We start from the raw sequence: 15,740 nt of genomic DNA, 5'->3' as shown, positions 1-15,740 counted from the left end.
ATCTCCTCACCTTTTTTACATAATTAAATCTCCCAGTACTCCTTCTCCAAAAACAGATAGTCCATATTCTTCCGTATAAGCATCTTCATGAAGAACGTATAATGTGTCGTTATACAATGTATCAAGATGCCCTGCTTGGGCTAACACCTGTAATTGATAATCAAAAATATTTACTACATACTGTTGCGCTTCCTTCATTAATTGATTTAATTTTTCAAGAGATTGTTCCTCATTTAAATCTACAATCAACTCTTTCCCTCGAGCACCATGCGGAACAATAATTGCTTTACTGGATTGTTCAATTGCTTGAAAATTTTGTTCTACTGTTCGGTACATAGTTTGCATGACTGTTTTCGTTTCTCCATAAAACCTACTCGGATTATTCAAATGTTCAATCAATTGTCTTTCTAAGTTTTTAGGTACAAAATTATTGTTTTTAAAAAAACTATAATAATAGTAAAAATATCGTTCAATCATCTCTGGGCTTAATAAATTTTCTATATGATTGTTCTCTGTCAATACATAATCAAGCACTGTTTTAATACCAACTTTTATTTCTTTTAAATGTGTTAATGATTCTACTGCAGACTTCACTAAATAGACATCACCAAATTCTGCTTCTCCCTCACGGTTACACCGCCCTGCCGCTTGCGCTATCGAATCTAAACCCGCTAACGAACGAATAACCGCTTCAAAACTGATATCCACACCTGCTTCTATCAGTTGGGTAGAAATGCAAATTACAGGCTGATTATTCAATTTTTCTTTAATTTCTCTTAGTTTTTCTTTTCGGTGAGCTGGGCACATGGAGGTACTTAGATGAAAAATATGGTGACTCTCGAGGTTTTTTAGTGATTGGTATAAGTCAAGCACAGCTCTTTTAGTATTTAAAATAATTAATATAGTTCGATGTTTTATTGTTTTTTCTATAATAAAATCACTTAATTGTTCTGTTGACCAACCAGCTCTAGTCACATAGTTATGAAACTTTACTCTTTCAAATTCTTTTGCAACCTGAGGTAAGTTATCAATCATTTCTGCATCATCATTTAAGAGAATAGGATATTTCATATATTCTACTGCTGGTTGTGTAGCAGTACATAATAAAACACTACTTTTTCCTATTTTCGTTAAAAAGTTAACAGTTGAGTTAAACAAATCTAAATGCTTAACTGGGACAGTTTGCACCTCATCAATAACAATAACTGCATCTGTTAAATTGTGTAATCTCCTTGATTTACGTGTTCCTTTTGCGAAAAAAGTGTCCAAATATTGAACCATAGTAGTGAAGATCACTGGATGATCCCAATTATCTCTTCCTAATTGCAGTTTTTTATGGTTAGGCATCTCATAATAATCGCTATAATGATCTAATGACTGATCATCAATTATATTTGCATGATGTTCTAATACATGGGGCTCATCATCAAAAAATCTTCTTACTTCCTGAGCATTTTGCTCTAAAATGGTTGTATATGGAACAATATAAATAATTCGCTTTTTATTATGTTTGATAGCATGCTTTAAAGCATATCTTAGACTCGCAAATGTTTTACCCCCACCAGTTGGAATCGATAATTTATAAATTCCTGATTCTTTTCCAGCAACTTCATCACATTTATCAGACATCATGGATCTTAAACGATTTAATTTTGACATATTTTCAGGTGCAATATTCCACTCTTTAATTTGTTGCATGATGTTGGAATATGCCTTCTCAAAAATTTCTTTGCTGTTGTGTTGAAGAGGACTTTGATCATCCTCTTCAAATCTGCGAGTATCCGTTCTATCTGCATCAATTAAACAACTAAAAGATAGCTTCTGAATAAAACTAAAATAAATCAACGAAAACTTCTTATGTTCTTCGTCTCCTTGGATGCTTTCTATGATTTGCTTCACTTCTAATCCAGCCTCTTTAACTAAACCTTCAACCTTTATATCTAATCCAGTTCTTTTCCATTCCTGTAAAACTTCTTCATAATTAGGTAAATCCTCTTGTGAAACCCTACGAATAAAATCAGATGTCGTTCTGTCCATAGTCAAAAAGTCGTATAAACCAGCATGATGTGATAAAATATTCATACAAATAATTTCTATCGCCATATTTTGAAAGAAATCATTTTCTGTGACTAGATTTGTATTATAGAAATTCTTGTACAAAAAAACTGCTCCAGCACTAGAATGATTTATTTTAGTTTTTACTTTTTGCTTGCCAATCACAACGGATTCCAAATATTCCGTAAACTTCTTAGTTAATTTCCCCATGTCATGTAACAACCCACTAAGTTCAACAAGAGCACCCATACCTAATGGTTGGCCATATTCTCTACCTAATTTCGAAACCGCTTTCAAGTGTTCGGTGACTAATTGTCTTTCATAATCTTTTTCTCGTATATGTGCAACTAACATTTTGATTTTCCCTCCTTTTCAGAAAATTCATTAATCTTATAGTACCACAAAGGAAAAGAATGTCAATAACATTCATTACATTTAATACGAAAATATTAGTAGGTCTAATTGTAATATTAAAATTACAATTAGACTTGTATAAACATTACATTCAATACATTTCAATCCACTTCTCCTCATCGAAGAAGACACCTACTCTTACATTTTAATTTTGTATAAAGGTGTTTGTCAATTTCATTCACAAGAACGATTCATTATACCTAGTCGCCAAAAAGAGCCGCCCCCGTCGACTCTCCTTCTCTACTCTTCCACCTTCCCAGCATACAAGAAACAATCCTGCATATGATCATTCACCATACCAACCGCTTGCATAAAGGAATAACAAATAACTGGACCAACAAAGGAAAATCCTCGTTTTTTTAAATCTTTACTCATTGCTTCTGATTCCTTGGTTGATGCTGGCACTTCTGCATGGCTTTTCCAATCGTTTACAATTTGCTTACCATCCGTAAATTGCCACATATAATTTTGAAAGGAACCGAATTCCTCCTGAACCTGTAAAAAGGCTTTAGCATTTTTAATAACAGAGCGGATCTTTAGTTTGTTGCGGATGATGCCTTTGTTTTTCAAGAGCTCTTCCACTTTTTCCTCATTGTAGTAGGCTACTTTACGTGGATTAAAATAATCAAAAGCTTCACGATAATTTTCACGCCTCTTTAATATGGTTATCCAGCTTAGCCCTGCTTGCGCTCCTTCTAAGCAAAGCATTTCAAATAAATAGTTTTCATCATGAATTGGAATAACATGCCCTTTTGTTGGGGGTGGTCCCCATTCTTCATCATGATATTTTAGATAAATCTCTTCTTCTGATACCCAACTGCATCTTTGTTTATCCATTATTCTTCTTTCGTTTCTACTTCGTTTTCTTCATAAGAAACCCAGTCACTGTAACTACCTGGATATAGCTTTACGTTTTCATAGCCCGCTAGCTTCAAGCCAATATAGTTTGGACATGCAGACACACCTGATCCACAGGAAACAATTATTTCTTCATCTTTAGGTAGTGAAGCGAAGTTCTTTTTTAATGCTTCCTCATCCTTCCACAATCCATCTTCCTGTAATACTTGCTTCCAAAAGTAGTTTTTTGCTCCTGGTATATGACCAGCCTTTGTATACATTGGCTCTACTTGTCCTAAATATCTCTCTTTTGCACGTGAATCTAATAAGATTGCTGATTTATTCGCCATTTTATCTTTTACTTCTTCCATATTAACAGTCAGATTTGGAGCAATTTTAGCTTCGAAGTTTCTCTTTTCAGGCTGAGGAATTTCTTTTGTTACCTCATATCCTGCTTCTACCCATTTCTGGAATCCACCATCTAATAAATAGACGTTTTCATGACCAAAATAATGAAGTAACCACCATGCTCTAGCTGCATACATATCATTTGCTTGGTCATAGATAACCACTGTTGTATCATTGTCAATTCCTGCTTCACCTAGCTTTTTGGCAAATACATCGGTTTCTGGAATTGGATGACCTCCTCCATGTTTTCCAGGGATGCTTGATAAATCTTTGTTTAAATCAAAATGAATAGCATTCGGAATATGTCCTTCTTCATATAAGCTTCTTCCCACATTAGCTTCGGTTAATTCAAATCTTGTGTCTAAGATAACTGTATTGTCTACATTATTTTTTAAGCGCTCATTTAATTGGTCTACCGTCATTAAAACAGTCATTATTTTCCCTCCATCCATTTGAAACAGAATTATTTGACTCTTCTTTCATTATAACCTACTTATAAATTTTTTCACGTAAGAACCTGTATCATCACAACTTATAAATCAGTGTATAATTGATACAAAAGTAAAGAAAAAGGTTATGCTATAGATAAGGAGATGGTAAATATGAAACAAGATTTAATCGATCGCTTCACTACATATGTAAAAGTAGATACGCGCTCAAATGGAAATAGTTCAACAACACCCTCTACTCCAGGGCAAATGGAGCTTGCTCATTTATTAGTCAAAGAACTAGAAGCTATTGGAATGAGTGATGTTACTGTTGATGAGCATGCTTATGTGATGGCAACACTTCCTGCAAATACAGATAAAGATATTCCTACTATTGGATTTTTAGCACATTTAGATACAGCAACAGAATTTACTGGTAAAAATGTAAAGCCACAGATTGTTGAAAATTTTGATGGAAATGACTTAACTCTTAATCAGGAGCTAAATATTGTTCTTTCTACAAAGGAGTTTCCAGAATTAGCATCCTATAAAGGCCATACCTTGATAACAACAGATGGTACAACATTACTTGGAGCAGATGATAAAGCTGGAATTGCTGAAATTATGACAGCTATGCATCACTTTATTCAAAATCCAGACATTAAACATGGTAAAATTCGAGTTGCCTTTACACCAGATGAAGAAATCGGACGTGGGCCACATAAATTTGACGTTGAAAAATTCAATGCTGATTTTGCTTATACATTAGATGGCGGTCCTTTAGGCGAGCTACAATATGAAAGCTTTAACGCTGCAGGAGCAAAAGTTTTATTTAAAGGAAGTAGTGTTCACCCAGGAACTGCAAAAAACAAAATGATTAATGCCGGGAAGCTTGCTACTGAATTTATTCAAAAATTCCCTGAACAAGAAGCGCCAGAGCATACAGAGCATTATGAAGGCTTCTATCATTTAATTTCCATTCAAGGCGGAGTGGAGGAAACAGAGGTTTCTTATATTATTCGAGATTTCGATAAAGATAACTTCCAAGCTCGCAAGGAAACATTCAAAAAATTTGTGAGAGAAGTACAAAATAAATATGGAGAACAAACTGTAGAATTAAGCTTAGATGATCAGTATTATAATATGCGTGAGAAAATTGAGCCTGTTATGGAAATTGTAGATACCGCAAAAGAAGCTATGCATAAGCTTCAAATAGAGCCAATTATTGAGCCAGTCCGTGGTGGAACAGATGGTTCTCAGCTTTCTTATATGGGGTTGCCTACTCCTAATATTTTTACTGGCGGAGAAAACTTCCATGGAAAATATGAGTATATTTCTGTAGATAATATGGAAAAAGCAACAAACGTAATTATTGAAATTTGTAAGCTGTTTGCTGAAAAGGAATAGAAAGAAGTGAACCAGGAATATTATTACCATAATAATATTCCTAGTTCTTATACTCTATTCAATAGTTAGCACTGTTTCGTTATTCTCTTCCAAAAAACTCCTCATACCATGTTTTCGCTGCTTCCACCTCACTAAAGCTCAATTGATGACCTTGATTTTCCCAATGCATATGTACAGTAGCATTTGCCCCACGTAATATTTCTTCTAAGGCTATCGTTTCTTGTTCTGGAATAAGTGGGTCATTTGTTCCTGCCCCGATAAATACTGGAACTTCGGATAAATCAGCTGGTTTCATATTTTTTATCGGAACCATTGGATGATGTAAAATCGCTCCACATAATGTATCACTTTGATGAAATAATTGACTTGCTGCGATGTTTGCACCATTAGAATAGCCAATCGCTACAATATAATCACGGCGAAAACCATATTTTTCAGCCGCTTCATCTAAAAATATATTTAATTCATTTGTGCGATATTTTAAATCTTCTTCATCTAGTAATCCCTCTGCAAATCTCCGGAAAAATCTTGGCATTCCATTTTCAAGTACATTTCCTCGGACACTTAGAATATTTGCTGTTGAATCTATTCTATCTGCTAGTGCTAATAATGATTCTTCTGTTCCCCCTGTCCCATGCAATAATAATAATGTTGGTTTTTGCTTATCTATACCCTTTTTAAAAATATGAATCATTCTTTATTCCTCTTTTCTTATTAATATGAACAAAGATAGACTATTTGCGAACTTAGTTGCTTTTTTATTATTATATATGAGAAAATGTCGTTAAACTAACATACTGTTTTAAAGAGTAAGGAGATTATTTATGCGTTTAACCAAACAAAGAATACTATTTATGTTAATTTTATTAGGAGGGCTTTTATTTATTGCTGCCTGTAGTTCTGATAATCCAGATACATCTGATGTAGACAATGAATCTTCTGAAAAAGATGATGAAGAAGTTGAAAACCCAGAAGAGGGCTCGAGTGAAGAGCCAGTAACTTTGCCTGAGGAAGTTTTACACAAGTCAAACACTGGAGATATGGTAACTGCCCTGCAGCATATCTTAATTGAGATTGGTTATCCAATTGAAGTGACTGGTACGTATGATGAAGAGACAACATGGGCAATTACTGACTTTCAATTACAACACGAAGCATTAAACGCCACTGGAATCTATGAATCTGAGACAAAGAGTGAAATTGAACAGATACTCGAAGGAGGAAATCAAGTGGAAAGTGGAGAAAACCTATCAAAACCGGCTAACAATCAAGCAGAGGAAAAGAGTGAATTAGGAAATCCTTATGATGTGCTAGCATTAATTAACAAAGTAAATCTTCTGCCTGCAGACTACTATCCTGAGGATTTGACTGTTCCAAATGTTCGTTTTTCATTTGACGGGGATGATCCTAAAAAGCAATTACGTAAAGTAGCTGCTGATGCACTTGAAGAATTGTTTGCGGCGGCTGACGAAGCTGGTCTTGAATTATTTGCATTATCTGGTTTTCGTTCTTATGATCGACAGGATGCAATTTTTGCTGCAAACGCACAAAAGCATGGAGAAGAACATGCAAATACCTTCAGTGCACGTCCTGGAGAAAGTGAACACCAAAGTGGATTAGCGATGGATGTGACAAGTCCAGCGGTTAACTATGATCTAGTTATTGAATTCGGAGAGACAGCTGAAGGAAAATGGCTCGCAGAAAATGCAAGTAAATTCGGATTTATCATCCGCTTTTTAGAGGGTAAAGAAGATATTACACAATACCAATATGAGCCATGGCATATACGTTATGTAGGTGTCGAAGTTGCTAAAGAAGTTATGGATCAAGGGATTACATTAGAAGAATATTTTGCTAATAAAGAGTAAATCACAGAGAAATCGCGCCAGACAAATGTCCAGCGCGATTCTTTCTACTCAGATTCTATTTCAGGTTCTGGCTCTACTTTTGTTTCAGCAATTTTTTTTACATTATTCACAAAAGAAGTCGTCATTCTTCCACTGCTTAATTGTAGAAGCATAAATAAACGTAAATACCATTTTAATGGCCTTGTTCGTGTTGCATAGGTGAAATGTGTTTTATTTTCATCGATTTCCTTTAATGTATAACTTGTTGTTATTTCAAATAAACCACTATGTACAAAGCTTTCTTCTAAATGCTTCTCTTTTGGCTGATTACTATATTCTAAAATCTTCACTTCAAAAGTTTGAAAACGACTACCTACTTTAAATGCCTGCTTATATATACTATCAATTCTATTTTCTGTTTCAGTTACTGTTTCAAGCTCTATCAGATTAGGCATCACCTTTTGTCTATCTTCAACAGATCCATCAAATAGACGCCACACATGATCTATTGGTGCATTGATTTCAATATCTCTTTTCCACTTCTTCATCTAAATCCTCCCGCACATCCATTTTCTTTCTATTTATTGTAGCATCTAGTTATACTTTGAACAAAAGTTAATAACATCTGATTATTGTTTTAAAAATAGAGAGCTAATCATTTAACATCTTTATTCTTTTTCCATACTTGCATTGGGTTATCTATCTCTTTTGTTAATGGCATCTGGCGCATTTTTAATTGTCTTTCTTTACGAGGTTTTGCAAAATCTGCATATAAAGATACCGATCTCCCCATTCCATATGTTGCAGTTTCTTCAATAGATATTCCATAATATCCTTCCTCTATTCCCGCCATATACATCGCCGCTAAGCACATGGGACAAGGTTCACCACTTGCATACATAATATGATCTGATAAATCATGTGTTTGTAATTTCTCCTGTGCACGTCTAATTGCTAGTAATTCAGCATGCCCACTGGAATCATATTTGAAATGAAGTTCATTCACACCTTCAGAAATAATTTCTCCATCCTTTACAAGTACTGCTCCAAAAGGATCTCCACCTTCTTGTACATTCTTCAAAGCTAATTCTGCTGCTCTTCTCATGAACTGGTCCATTAGATAACCTCCTATTATTATGTATTCAAAAAATTCAATAAAAAAGACCTATTAGTTTTTTTCATAGACAATCTTTAAATCTCCAGCCTTAATCCATCCACGTTTTCGCATCCAAACAGTGAGAAATATACTAATTAATGCTGGGGCAATAAAATGCAAAATAATAATTTGGAGCAATATATCAAGGGAGAATCCCATTGTTTCAAAAGTCATTAATTGTCCAACAAAACCACTAGTTCCCATACCTGCACCAGATGCATTATTTTCTAATTGAAAACCAACAATAGCAATTGGAGCTAAAATAACGCCAGCAACTGTTGGCGGAATCAGGATACGTGGGTTTTTAATAATATTTGCTACATGTAGCATAGATGTACCAATCCCAACAGCTAAAACTCCACCTATTCCATTATCCCGACGACTCATCACCGCAAATCCGATCATCTGTGCTACACAACCGATTGTTGCTGCCCCCGCTGCCAAGCCTTCTAGTCCTAGCATAATCGCAATTGCAGCACTAGAAATTGGTGCTGTTAATGCCCAGCCCATCAGCACCGCAACCAAAATGCTCATTACAAAAGGCTGCTGCATGGTTGACCAATTAATCACACTTCCTAATCCTGTCATCATAGAATTAATCGTTGGCCCAATAAAGGAACCAACTAGAAATGCTATAGCAATTGTAACAAAAGGTGTCACAATAATATCAAGACGCGTCTGCTGGTAAACTATTTTTCCAAGTTCACATGCCAAGAGCACTGTAACATAACTTCCCGCTGGCCCTCCCAATTCAGCACCAAATGCTCCAGCAAATACAGCAGAAAACAACACTAATGGTGGTGCTTTTAAACCGTAAGCAATCGCGACACCAATTGCTCCTCCCATTATTTTTGTATCCATTGCAAATTTGCCCATCTCGATGAAAGCATTCGCAATTTCTGGAGAAAATTCAACAATTAATTGTTCACCAATTGTTTTAATAATAAGTCCAATAATTAAAGATGAAAATAAACCCAGTGCCATAAAGCTAAGTGCTGTAATAAAATATGTTCTTGCTGATAAAGTAACACCCTTCTTTTGTAAAAATGCTTTCAAAACACTGCCTCCTTAGATTGTGAAATTATTCACATACTTTTGCAAAAAAATGCAAAATTCTTTTATCTATTATGTACTGATTCTTATTCAAATATCAAGTCAAACTTTTTCCCTACTAATGTCTATTTGCTTTTGCAAAAAGGATTCGCTATAATTTTAATTGAAAATAATTATCAATGATAAACCTATTAGATTACTTTAGATAAGGGGAATTTTAGTTATGAGTGAATTGGTAGAAAAACAAAAGTCTGAATTAGCAAAAATTATCCGTGAACGTCGTGCTGTAAAAAATAATTATACAGATAAAGAAGTTACAGAAGAAGTAGTTCTAGAACTTCTTGATGATGCAAGCTGGGCACCAACTCATGGAATGAGACAACCTTGGCGTTTTATTTTTGTTCATCAGGATCAAAAAGCGGATTTTGCTAAAAAAGTTGCTTCTACATATCCAGAGGATAAGCAAGAAAATCGCGAAAACTTCTTAAACGAACCTAATGCTTTCTTAGTTGCGATTATGGAAGTACCAGATAATCAAAAACAGTGGGACGAAAACTTCGGAGCTATCTCTTGTATGCTACAAAATTTCTGGCTACTTGCCTGGGAGAGAAAATTAGGTGTGGTATGGCGCACTAATCCACATGTTTATGAGGAAAAAGTAAAAGAAATTCTCGATGTGAAAGAAAACGAAAAAATTGTTGGCTTTGTTCATCTTGGATATTTTGAAGAAGCACCAAAGAAAAAAGAGCGTATCCCTGTAAAAGAAAAATTTTCTGTATATAAAGCATAGAAATAAGAAACAAAGGACTTTGGCGAATGAAAGCCAAAGTCCTTTGTTTCTGTTTAGTCGTTCCAGGCAGAGCTTTTAAGATCAGCATCTGCTTGATGACGTTCTATTGCTAGTTTAATTAATTGATTGATTAACTCCGGATAAGAAATCCCGCTCTCTTGCCATAATTTAGGATACATACTGATTCTAGTAAAACCAGGTAATGTATTGATTTCATTCACGTAAATCTTCCCATCCTCTGTTAAAAAGAAATCCACTCGTGCCAAACCTTCACATTGAAGTTCTAAAAATGCATGAATCGCAACCTCCTGCATTTTCTTAACTATTTCCTCATCTAACTGTGCTGGGATTTCCAATTTCGCACCTTTTTCATCAATATATTTTGATTCATAAGAATAGAATTCTGTTTGTGGTAAAATTTCCCCTGGAACAGAAGCAATCGGCTCTGCATTACCTAATACAGAAATTTCGATTTCTCTTCCTTTAATAGATTCTTCTATAATAATTTTATGATCATATTGGAATGCATCCTCTACTGCCTCATAAAATTCTGCTTCAGTATCTACTTTACTTACCCCGACAGATGAGCCTTGATTTGCCGGCTTAATAAATATAGGCGTGCCAATTGCATCTACTACCTCCTGATAGTTAATGGTATTTTTCTTCGCTTTTGTAAATGCAAATCCCTTTGCCACATTGATCCCGGCATGTGTTAATAAACGTTTTGCGATATCCTTATCCATACAAAGCGCAGAGCCTAATACATTCGCGCCAACAAATGGCAAGTTTGCTAGACGCAACATCCCTTGTAAACTACCATCCTCACCTAATGTACCGTGTACAATTGGAAATACTACATCAAGCTGTCCTAGCATTCCTGCTGAATCTGCATGAATAAGCTGTTGATCTGTTTGGCCAGGAATAATAGCTACTGGATTATTTGATTTATTTAATTGAATAAGCTTTGGATTTTCTGCATGTAATAAATAAGAGGATTGATCATTTAAATACCACTTTCCATGTTTATCAATTCCTATTAAAACAACTTCATATTTATCCTTATCAATTGCATCTACAATATTTTTCGCCGATTGCAACGATACTTCATGTTCAGCAGATTTACCTCCGAAAATAATTCCTACTTTAACTTTACTCATTACCTTGCCCCTTCCTCACTGACTAACCAATTCTTCTTGTAAGAACTTTTTCATTCACAATATTTTATTTATTACTTTTAAATAGCCTTATATGTTCTCTCTAAAAAACCTTATCTTTAAGATAGCATATTCAATCCCATTTCATAAAGAGCATTTTCATTTAAATTCCGTAACAAGTTCTTCTTCATATATGATTGTTTCTTTATTTTCAAAGCAGGACTAATATGTCCCATTATATTTTCTTAAAAAATATCTAAAAAACGCTTGACAGATGAAAATAATTCCTTTACGATTAATGACAATATTAACACACATAATTAAGCGATGACGAAGAGTAGTAATCTTTCGTAACACATCAAGAGAGCTGGTGGTTGGTGCAAACCAGTGTGAGCGATAGGTGAATGGACTTCTGAGCTTCCAAACCGAACCTTTATGCAGTAGGCTTTGGCGATTTTATCTCAACGTTATCTGAGATAAATATTCAGTAATGGAATTCATTACTCGATATTGCTAAAGTGAGCTGTTTTTTATAGCTAATTAAGGTGGCACCGCGATTTCCTCGTCCTTGTTTTTGGGATAGGGGTTTTTTTGTTTTTAAAAATAGATAAATTAAATTGTTGAGTAAGAAAAGTAAGCTAATCATAAGTATTTCAGAGAGCCGGTGGTGGTGGGATTCCGGTATGTGGACGTTAGCTGAATGGCCTTACGAGAGGTTTCCTGAACAAATAGTAGGGAAACACGGCTTCCTCCGTTATCAGGATAGGATATTCATTAAGTAAATCACTTAACTGTATCTGAATCGAGATGAAAAAGCTTTTTCTTTTTCAAATAGAGGTGGCACCACGGTCACAATCGTCCTCTTTATACATGTATAAACAAATACTGTATAAAGAGGACTTTTTTATTTAAAGAGAATGTTCAAAAGACCAACAAAAAAGTCCTTTTTGAACACAAACTTAAAGGAGGAATTTAAAATGATTAAAACATTATCCTATAAATCCAAGAATATGAACGCTGATACACTAACACCAATAGGAATCTTTCAAAATATGGATGGGAAAAAGAAATTTTTACTAGAAAGCTCTTATCAATATGAAGCAAAAGGGAAATTTTCCTTTATCGGTTCAAATCCTTACCAAGAAATTATTGGTAGTGGCAATACTACAACTGTTATTGATTGTCAAACAAAGGAAGAGCAAGTAATCGACCAAAATATTCTACAGTATGTGAAAGAAAATTTACCGAATATCGAATATGAACTTCCTCTCGCTTTTACAGGTGGTGCAGTTGGTTATATTGGCTATGATGCAATTCGCGCATTTGCTCCAATTGGCGAAGAGCTTCCTGATGAACTAGAGATGCCTGATGTACACTTTATGGTCTTTGAAAACTTAATTGTTTATGAGCATGGAAATGACACTGTGCATATTATCGCTACAAATCTTCATAACGAAAAAGAAGAACAACTGGATGAACGAATTAATCAAATAGAAAAATCCTTATATCAACATAAACCAGAACAAGAAAATGAAGCAGAAGCTTTAGAATTCAATTTTAAACCTGATATCCCTAAAGAAAAATTTATTGAAAAAGTAAAAGCAGCTCAGAAATATATTCACAGTGGAGAAACTTTGCAAATCGTTATATCTCAACGAATGAAAGCAGACTTCCAAGGAGATCCATTTAGATTTTACCGTAAATTAAGAAGAGCTAACCCTTCACCTTATATGTTTTACATCGATTTTGAAGATTATTTAATTATCGGAGCATCTCCTGAAAGTCTCGTGCAGGCAACTGGGAAGCATGTTGTTACAAATCCAATTGCTGGAACAAAACCACGTGCAAACTCTGAGGCAGAAGAAAAACAAGTGATTAAAGACTTTCTAAAGGATCCAAAGGAATTATCTGAACATGAGATGCTTGTTGATTTAAGTAAGAGTGACTTCAGTAAGGTTTGTGACCCTGAAACAATCACAGTACCAACCTATATGAAAATTGAGAAATACCAGCATGTTATCCATATCGTTTCTGAAGTTCAAGGAGAATTAAAAGAAGATGCAACAAGTATTGACGCATTAATTGCTTGTTTACCTGCTGGAACTGTTTCCGGTGCTCCTCGACTTCGAGCAATGCAGATTATCAATGAAATCGAAGAGAAGAAACGCGGATTTTACTCTGGTGGTATTGGCTATATTGGCTTTAATCGTGATCTGAATATGGCGCTTGCAATTCGTACAATGGCTGTAAAGGATGGCAGTGCTTATTTACAAGCTGGAGCTGGAATTGTAGCAGAATCTAATCCTGAAATGGAATACTATGAAACAATGCATAAGTCTAGATCCCTTATGGAAGTTACAAAATGAATGAACAAAGGAGTCATCCCGATGAAACATTATATTGAAAAGCTTATTAATAAAGAAGATTTAACGATAGATGAGATGAGAGCAGCAACAAATGCCTGCTTTGAAAATGTAACAGATGTACAAATTGCAGCTTTCTTAACAGCATTACGTGCCAAAGGAGAAACAGCTGATGAAATTACTGGGCTTGCTGAAGTCATTCGTAGTAAATCCACTTTAAGCTCCATTAGTTTCCAAAATGTTATGGATAACTGTGGTACAGGTGGAGATGGTGCAAACAGCTTTAATATTAGTACAACAGCTGCATTTGTTATTGCAGGGGCTGGTGTAAAAGTAGCAAAGCATGGTAATCGTAGTATTTCTAGTAAAACTGGGAGCGCTGATGTGTTGGAGCATTTAGGTATTTCATTAACCCTAGATAAACATCAAGTTGAAGAAATGCTTCAGGAAAATAATATTGCTTTCTTATTTGCACAACATGTACATTCACGCCTAAAACAAATTATGAAAGTACGTAAAGAACTCGGTTTACCAACCATTATGAATTCGATAGGACCTTTAACAAATCCTATCGAACTAGATACACAATTACTTGGAATCTATAATCGCCATATGCTACATGACATGGCTGAAGCTTTGTATAAATTGGGCAGAAAACGCGCGATCGTATTAAATGGAGCTGGCTATATGGATGAAGCTTCCCTTGCTGGCGAGAATCATTTAGTATTACTTGAAAATAAGAAATTAACACCATTCACATTAACTCCAGAAGAAGTAGGCTTGCCAACATATAGCCTAGAAGATATTCGTGGTGGAGACGCGAAGGATAATGCAGAAATTTTACTAAATGTCCTTAAAGGTAAACCAGGCGCTTACTTAGATACTGTACTTCTAAATGCAGGACTTGGTCTATTTGCAAACGGTGCTGCAGGCTCTATTCAAACAGGTATTGCAATGGCTCAAGAAAGCATTGATTCTGGCGCAGCAATGGAGAAATTACAAACATTAATTAACTACAGCAAGTCCTTTACTAGTAAGGTGGTTTAAATGACAATATTAGATAAGATTTTAATTGAAAAAGCAAAAGAAGTAGAGAAACTAAAAGAAAAAACATATGACACTGCCTCCACCTATACAGGGCAAACATTTCGTGAGCGAATTCGCTCCTCTCATATGAATATTATTTCGGAAATAAAACGTTCTTCCCCTTCTAAAGGAGAAATACAAATGGATGTTAACCCGATTGAACAAGCAAAAACATATGAGGCACATGGAGCAACTGCAATTTCTGTGCTAACAGATGAGCCCTTTTTCAATGGCTCTATGGAGGATTTACGTGCCGTAAGAGAAGTCGTTAATATCCCTATTTTATGTAAGGACTTCATGATTCACCCTGTTCAAATTGATCGCGCTAAAGAAGCTGGAGCAAATATTATTTTATTAATCGTTGCTGCACTTCAGCATAATAAACTTTTTCACCTATATGAATATGCGAAAAGCCTAGACCTTGAAGTTCTTGTTGAGGTGCATAATGAAGATGAAATGGAACGGGCATTAGATTTAGGTGCTGATATCATTGGGATTAATAATCGTGATTTAAAAACATTCGAAGTGGACTTAGAAACAACGGATTATCTGGCATCAATGGTCATTGACCCGGAGACAATTGTTATAAGCGAAAGTGGAATTCGTACAAAAGAAGATGTAGAAACAGTTGCAAAGGCAGGAGCAAATGTAATTCTAGTTGGTGAAACGTTTATGCGTTCTAATAATTTACAAGCAACCTTTGAAGAACTACAAATTCCTTTAAAAAACACTGAGGATTGAT

At 35.0% G+C, this 15,740-nt stretch carries 14 protein-coding genes and 2 other annotated features; of the genes, 6 read left to right on the top strand and 8 right to left on the bottom strand.

All coding sequences use genetic code 11. The features are described from left to right. Positions 1-15 precede the first annotated feature (15 nt). From cas3 to AB4Y30_RS02560, 3 genes are all read right to left on the bottom strand, one after another. Positions 16-2,409, bottom strand: a complete 2,394-nt coding sequence (gene cas3 / locus AB4Y30_RS02570; protein WP_368653954.1) for a CRISPR-associated helicase Cas3' — start codon at positions 2,407-2,409, stop codon at positions 16-18. A gap of 300 nt (positions 2,410-2,709) precedes the next feature. After that, positions 2,710-3,306: a DNA-3-methyladenine glycosylase I gene (locus AB4Y30_RS02565; RefSeq protein ID WP_368653953.1), complete on the bottom strand. Its 597-nt coding sequence runs from the start codon at positions 3,304-3,306 to the stop codon at positions 2,710-2,712. Next, positions 3,306-4,148, bottom strand: a complete 843-nt coding sequence (locus AB4Y30_RS02560; protein ID WP_368653952.1) for a sulfurtransferase — start codon at positions 4,146-4,148, stop codon at positions 3,306-3,308. The genes AB4Y30_RS02565 and AB4Y30_RS02560 overlap by 1 nt, the downstream gene beginning before the upstream one ends. A gap of 168 nt (positions 4,149-4,316) precedes the next feature. Here AB4Y30_RS02560 and pepT point away from each other — a divergent pair, with 168 nt between their 5' ends. Further along, entirely contained in the window at positions 4,317-5,549 is a 1,233-nt protein-coding gene (pepT, locus tag AB4Y30_RS02555; RefSeq protein ID WP_368653951.1) for a peptidase T, read from the top strand. A gap of 79 nt (positions 5,550-5,628) precedes the next feature. Here pepT and AB4Y30_RS02550 read toward each other — a convergent pair whose 3' ends face one another. Continuing rightward, positions 5,629-6,243 carry an alpha/beta hydrolase gene (locus AB4Y30_RS02550; protein WP_368653950.1) on the bottom strand — a complete coding sequence of 205 codons (615 nt, stop codon included), beginning with the start codon at positions 6,241-6,243 and terminating at the stop codon, positions 5,629-5,631. Positions 6,244-6,373: 130 nt separating this feature from the next. On the opposite strand from AB4Y30_RS02550, the gene AB4Y30_RS02545 reads away from it, so the two are divergent. Then, complete coding sequence (locus AB4Y30_RS02545) at positions 6,374-7,417, top strand: D-alanyl-D-alanine carboxypeptidase family protein (protein WP_368653949.1); 1,044 nt, start codon at positions 6,374-6,376, stop codon at positions 7,415-7,417. Between the two features lie 44 nt (positions 7,418-7,461). On the opposite strand, the gene AB4Y30_RS02540 is transcribed toward AB4Y30_RS02545, so the two are convergent. The 3 genes from AB4Y30_RS02540 to AB4Y30_RS02530 form a co-directional block, all read right to left on the bottom strand. Next, complete coding sequence (locus AB4Y30_RS02540; RefSeq protein WP_368653948.1) at positions 7,462-7,944, bottom strand: SRPBCC family protein; 483 nt, start codon at positions 7,942-7,944, stop codon at positions 7,462-7,464. 107 nt (positions 7,945-8,051) lie between these two features. Further along, positions 8,052-8,513 (bottom strand): nucleoside deaminase, encoded by a 462-nt coding sequence (locus tag AB4Y30_RS02535; RefSeq protein ID WP_368653947.1) that lies wholly within the window; start codon positions 8,511-8,513, stop codon positions 8,052-8,054. 51 nt (positions 8,514-8,564) lie between these two features. After that, positions 8,565-9,608, bottom strand: coding sequence for a PTS transporter subunit IIC (locus AB4Y30_RS02530; protein ID WP_368653946.1), 1,044 nt, complete (start codon positions 9,606-9,608; stop codon positions 8,565-8,567). Positions 9,609-9,828: 220 nt separating this feature from the next. Here AB4Y30_RS02530 and AB4Y30_RS02525 point away from each other — a divergent pair, with 220 nt between their 5' ends. Further along, positions 9,829-10,395: a nitroreductase gene (locus AB4Y30_RS02525; RefSeq protein WP_368653945.1), complete on the top strand. Its 567-nt coding sequence runs from the start codon at positions 9,829-9,831 to the stop codon at positions 10,393-10,395. A gap of 53 nt (positions 10,396-10,448) precedes the next feature. Here the strand turns inward: AB4Y30_RS02525 and ddlA are convergent, their stop codons facing one another. After that, entirely contained in the window at positions 10,449-11,552 is a 1,104-nt protein-coding gene (ddlA, locus tag AB4Y30_RS02520; protein WP_368653944.1) for a D-alanine--D-alanine ligase, read from the bottom strand. A gap of 315 nt (positions 11,553-11,867) precedes the next feature. Further along, positions 11,868-12,122: a binding site (T-box leader), on the top strand. 38 nt (positions 12,123-12,160) lie between these two features. Beyond that, positions 12,161-12,415, top strand: a binding site (T-box leader). Positions 12,416-12,526: 111 nt separating this feature from the next. On the opposite strand from ddlA, the gene trpE reads away from it, so the two are divergent. From trpE to trpC, 3 genes are read left to right on the top strand one after another with little or no spacing between them, the layout of a single operon-like run. Beyond that, on the top strand, positions 12,527-13,915 hold the full coding sequence (gene trpE, locus AB4Y30_RS02515) for an anthranilate synthase component I (RefSeq protein ID WP_368653943.1): 1,389 nt from the start codon (positions 12,527-12,529) through the stop codon (positions 13,913-13,915). 21 nt (positions 13,916-13,936) lie between these two features. Further along, complete coding sequence (gene trpD / locus AB4Y30_RS02510) at positions 13,937-14,959, top strand: anthranilate phosphoribosyltransferase (RefSeq protein ID WP_368653942.1); 1,023 nt, start codon at positions 13,937-13,939, stop codon at positions 14,957-14,959. Next, positions 14,960-15,739: an indole-3-glycerol phosphate synthase TrpC gene (gene trpC / locus AB4Y30_RS02505; RefSeq protein WP_368653941.1), complete on the top strand. Its 780-nt coding sequence runs from the start codon at positions 14,960-14,962 to the stop codon at positions 15,737-15,739. The last annotated feature ends 1 nt before the right edge of the window (position 15,740 follow it).

The organism is Ornithinibacillus sp. 4-3 (genome assembly GCF_040958695.1).
GTDB lineage: Bacteria > Bacillota > Bacilli > Bacillales > Amphibacillaceae > CALAMD01.
This window is presented reverse-complemented; position numbering and strand designations above follow the sequence as displayed.

Coding starts and splice junctions, on each gene's coding strand:
- cas3 (WP_368653954.1), bottom strand. CDS start 2,409: ATGTTAGTTGCACATATACGAGAAAAAGATTATGAAAGACAATTAGTC.
- AB4Y30_RS02565 (WP_368653953.1), bottom strand. CDS start 3,306: ATGGATAAACAAAGATGCAGTTGGGTATCAGAAGAAGAGATTTATCTA.
- AB4Y30_RS02560 (WP_368653952.1), bottom strand. CDS start 4,148: ATGACTGTTTTAATGACGGTAGACCAATTAAATGAGCGCTTAAAAAAT.
- pepT (WP_368653951.1), top strand. CDS start 4,317: ATGAAACAAGATTTAATCGATCGCTTCACTACATATGTAAAAGTAGAT.
- AB4Y30_RS02550 (WP_368653950.1), bottom strand. CDS start 6,243: ATGATTCATATTTTTAAAAAGGGTATAGATAAGCAAAAACCAACATTA.
- AB4Y30_RS02545 (WP_368653949.1), top strand. CDS start 6,374: ATGCGTTTAACCAAACAAAGAATACTATTTATGTTAATTTTATTAGGA.
- AB4Y30_RS02540 (WP_368653948.1), bottom strand. CDS start 7,944: ATGAAGAAGTGGAAAAGAGATATTGAAATCAATGCACCAATAGATCAT.
- AB4Y30_RS02535 (WP_368653947.1), bottom strand. CDS start 8,513: ATGGACCAGTTCATGAGAAGAGCAGCAGAATTAGCTTTGAAGAATGTA.
- AB4Y30_RS02525 (WP_368653945.1), top strand. CDS start 9,829: ATGAGTGAATTGGTAGAAAAACAAAAGTCTGAATTAGCAAAAATTATC.
- ddlA (WP_368653944.1), bottom strand. CDS start 11,552: ATGAGTAAAGTTAAAGTAGGAATTATTTTCGGAGGTAAATCTGCTGAA.
- trpE (WP_368653943.1), top strand. CDS start 12,527: ATGATTAAAACATTATCCTATAAATCCAAGAATATGAACGCTGATACA.
- trpD (WP_368653942.1), top strand. CDS start 13,937: ATGAAACATTATATTGAAAAGCTTATTAATAAAGAAGATTTAACGATA.
- trpC (WP_368653941.1), top strand. CDS start 14,960: ATGACAATATTAGATAAGATTTTAATTGAAAAAGCAAAAGAAGTAGAG.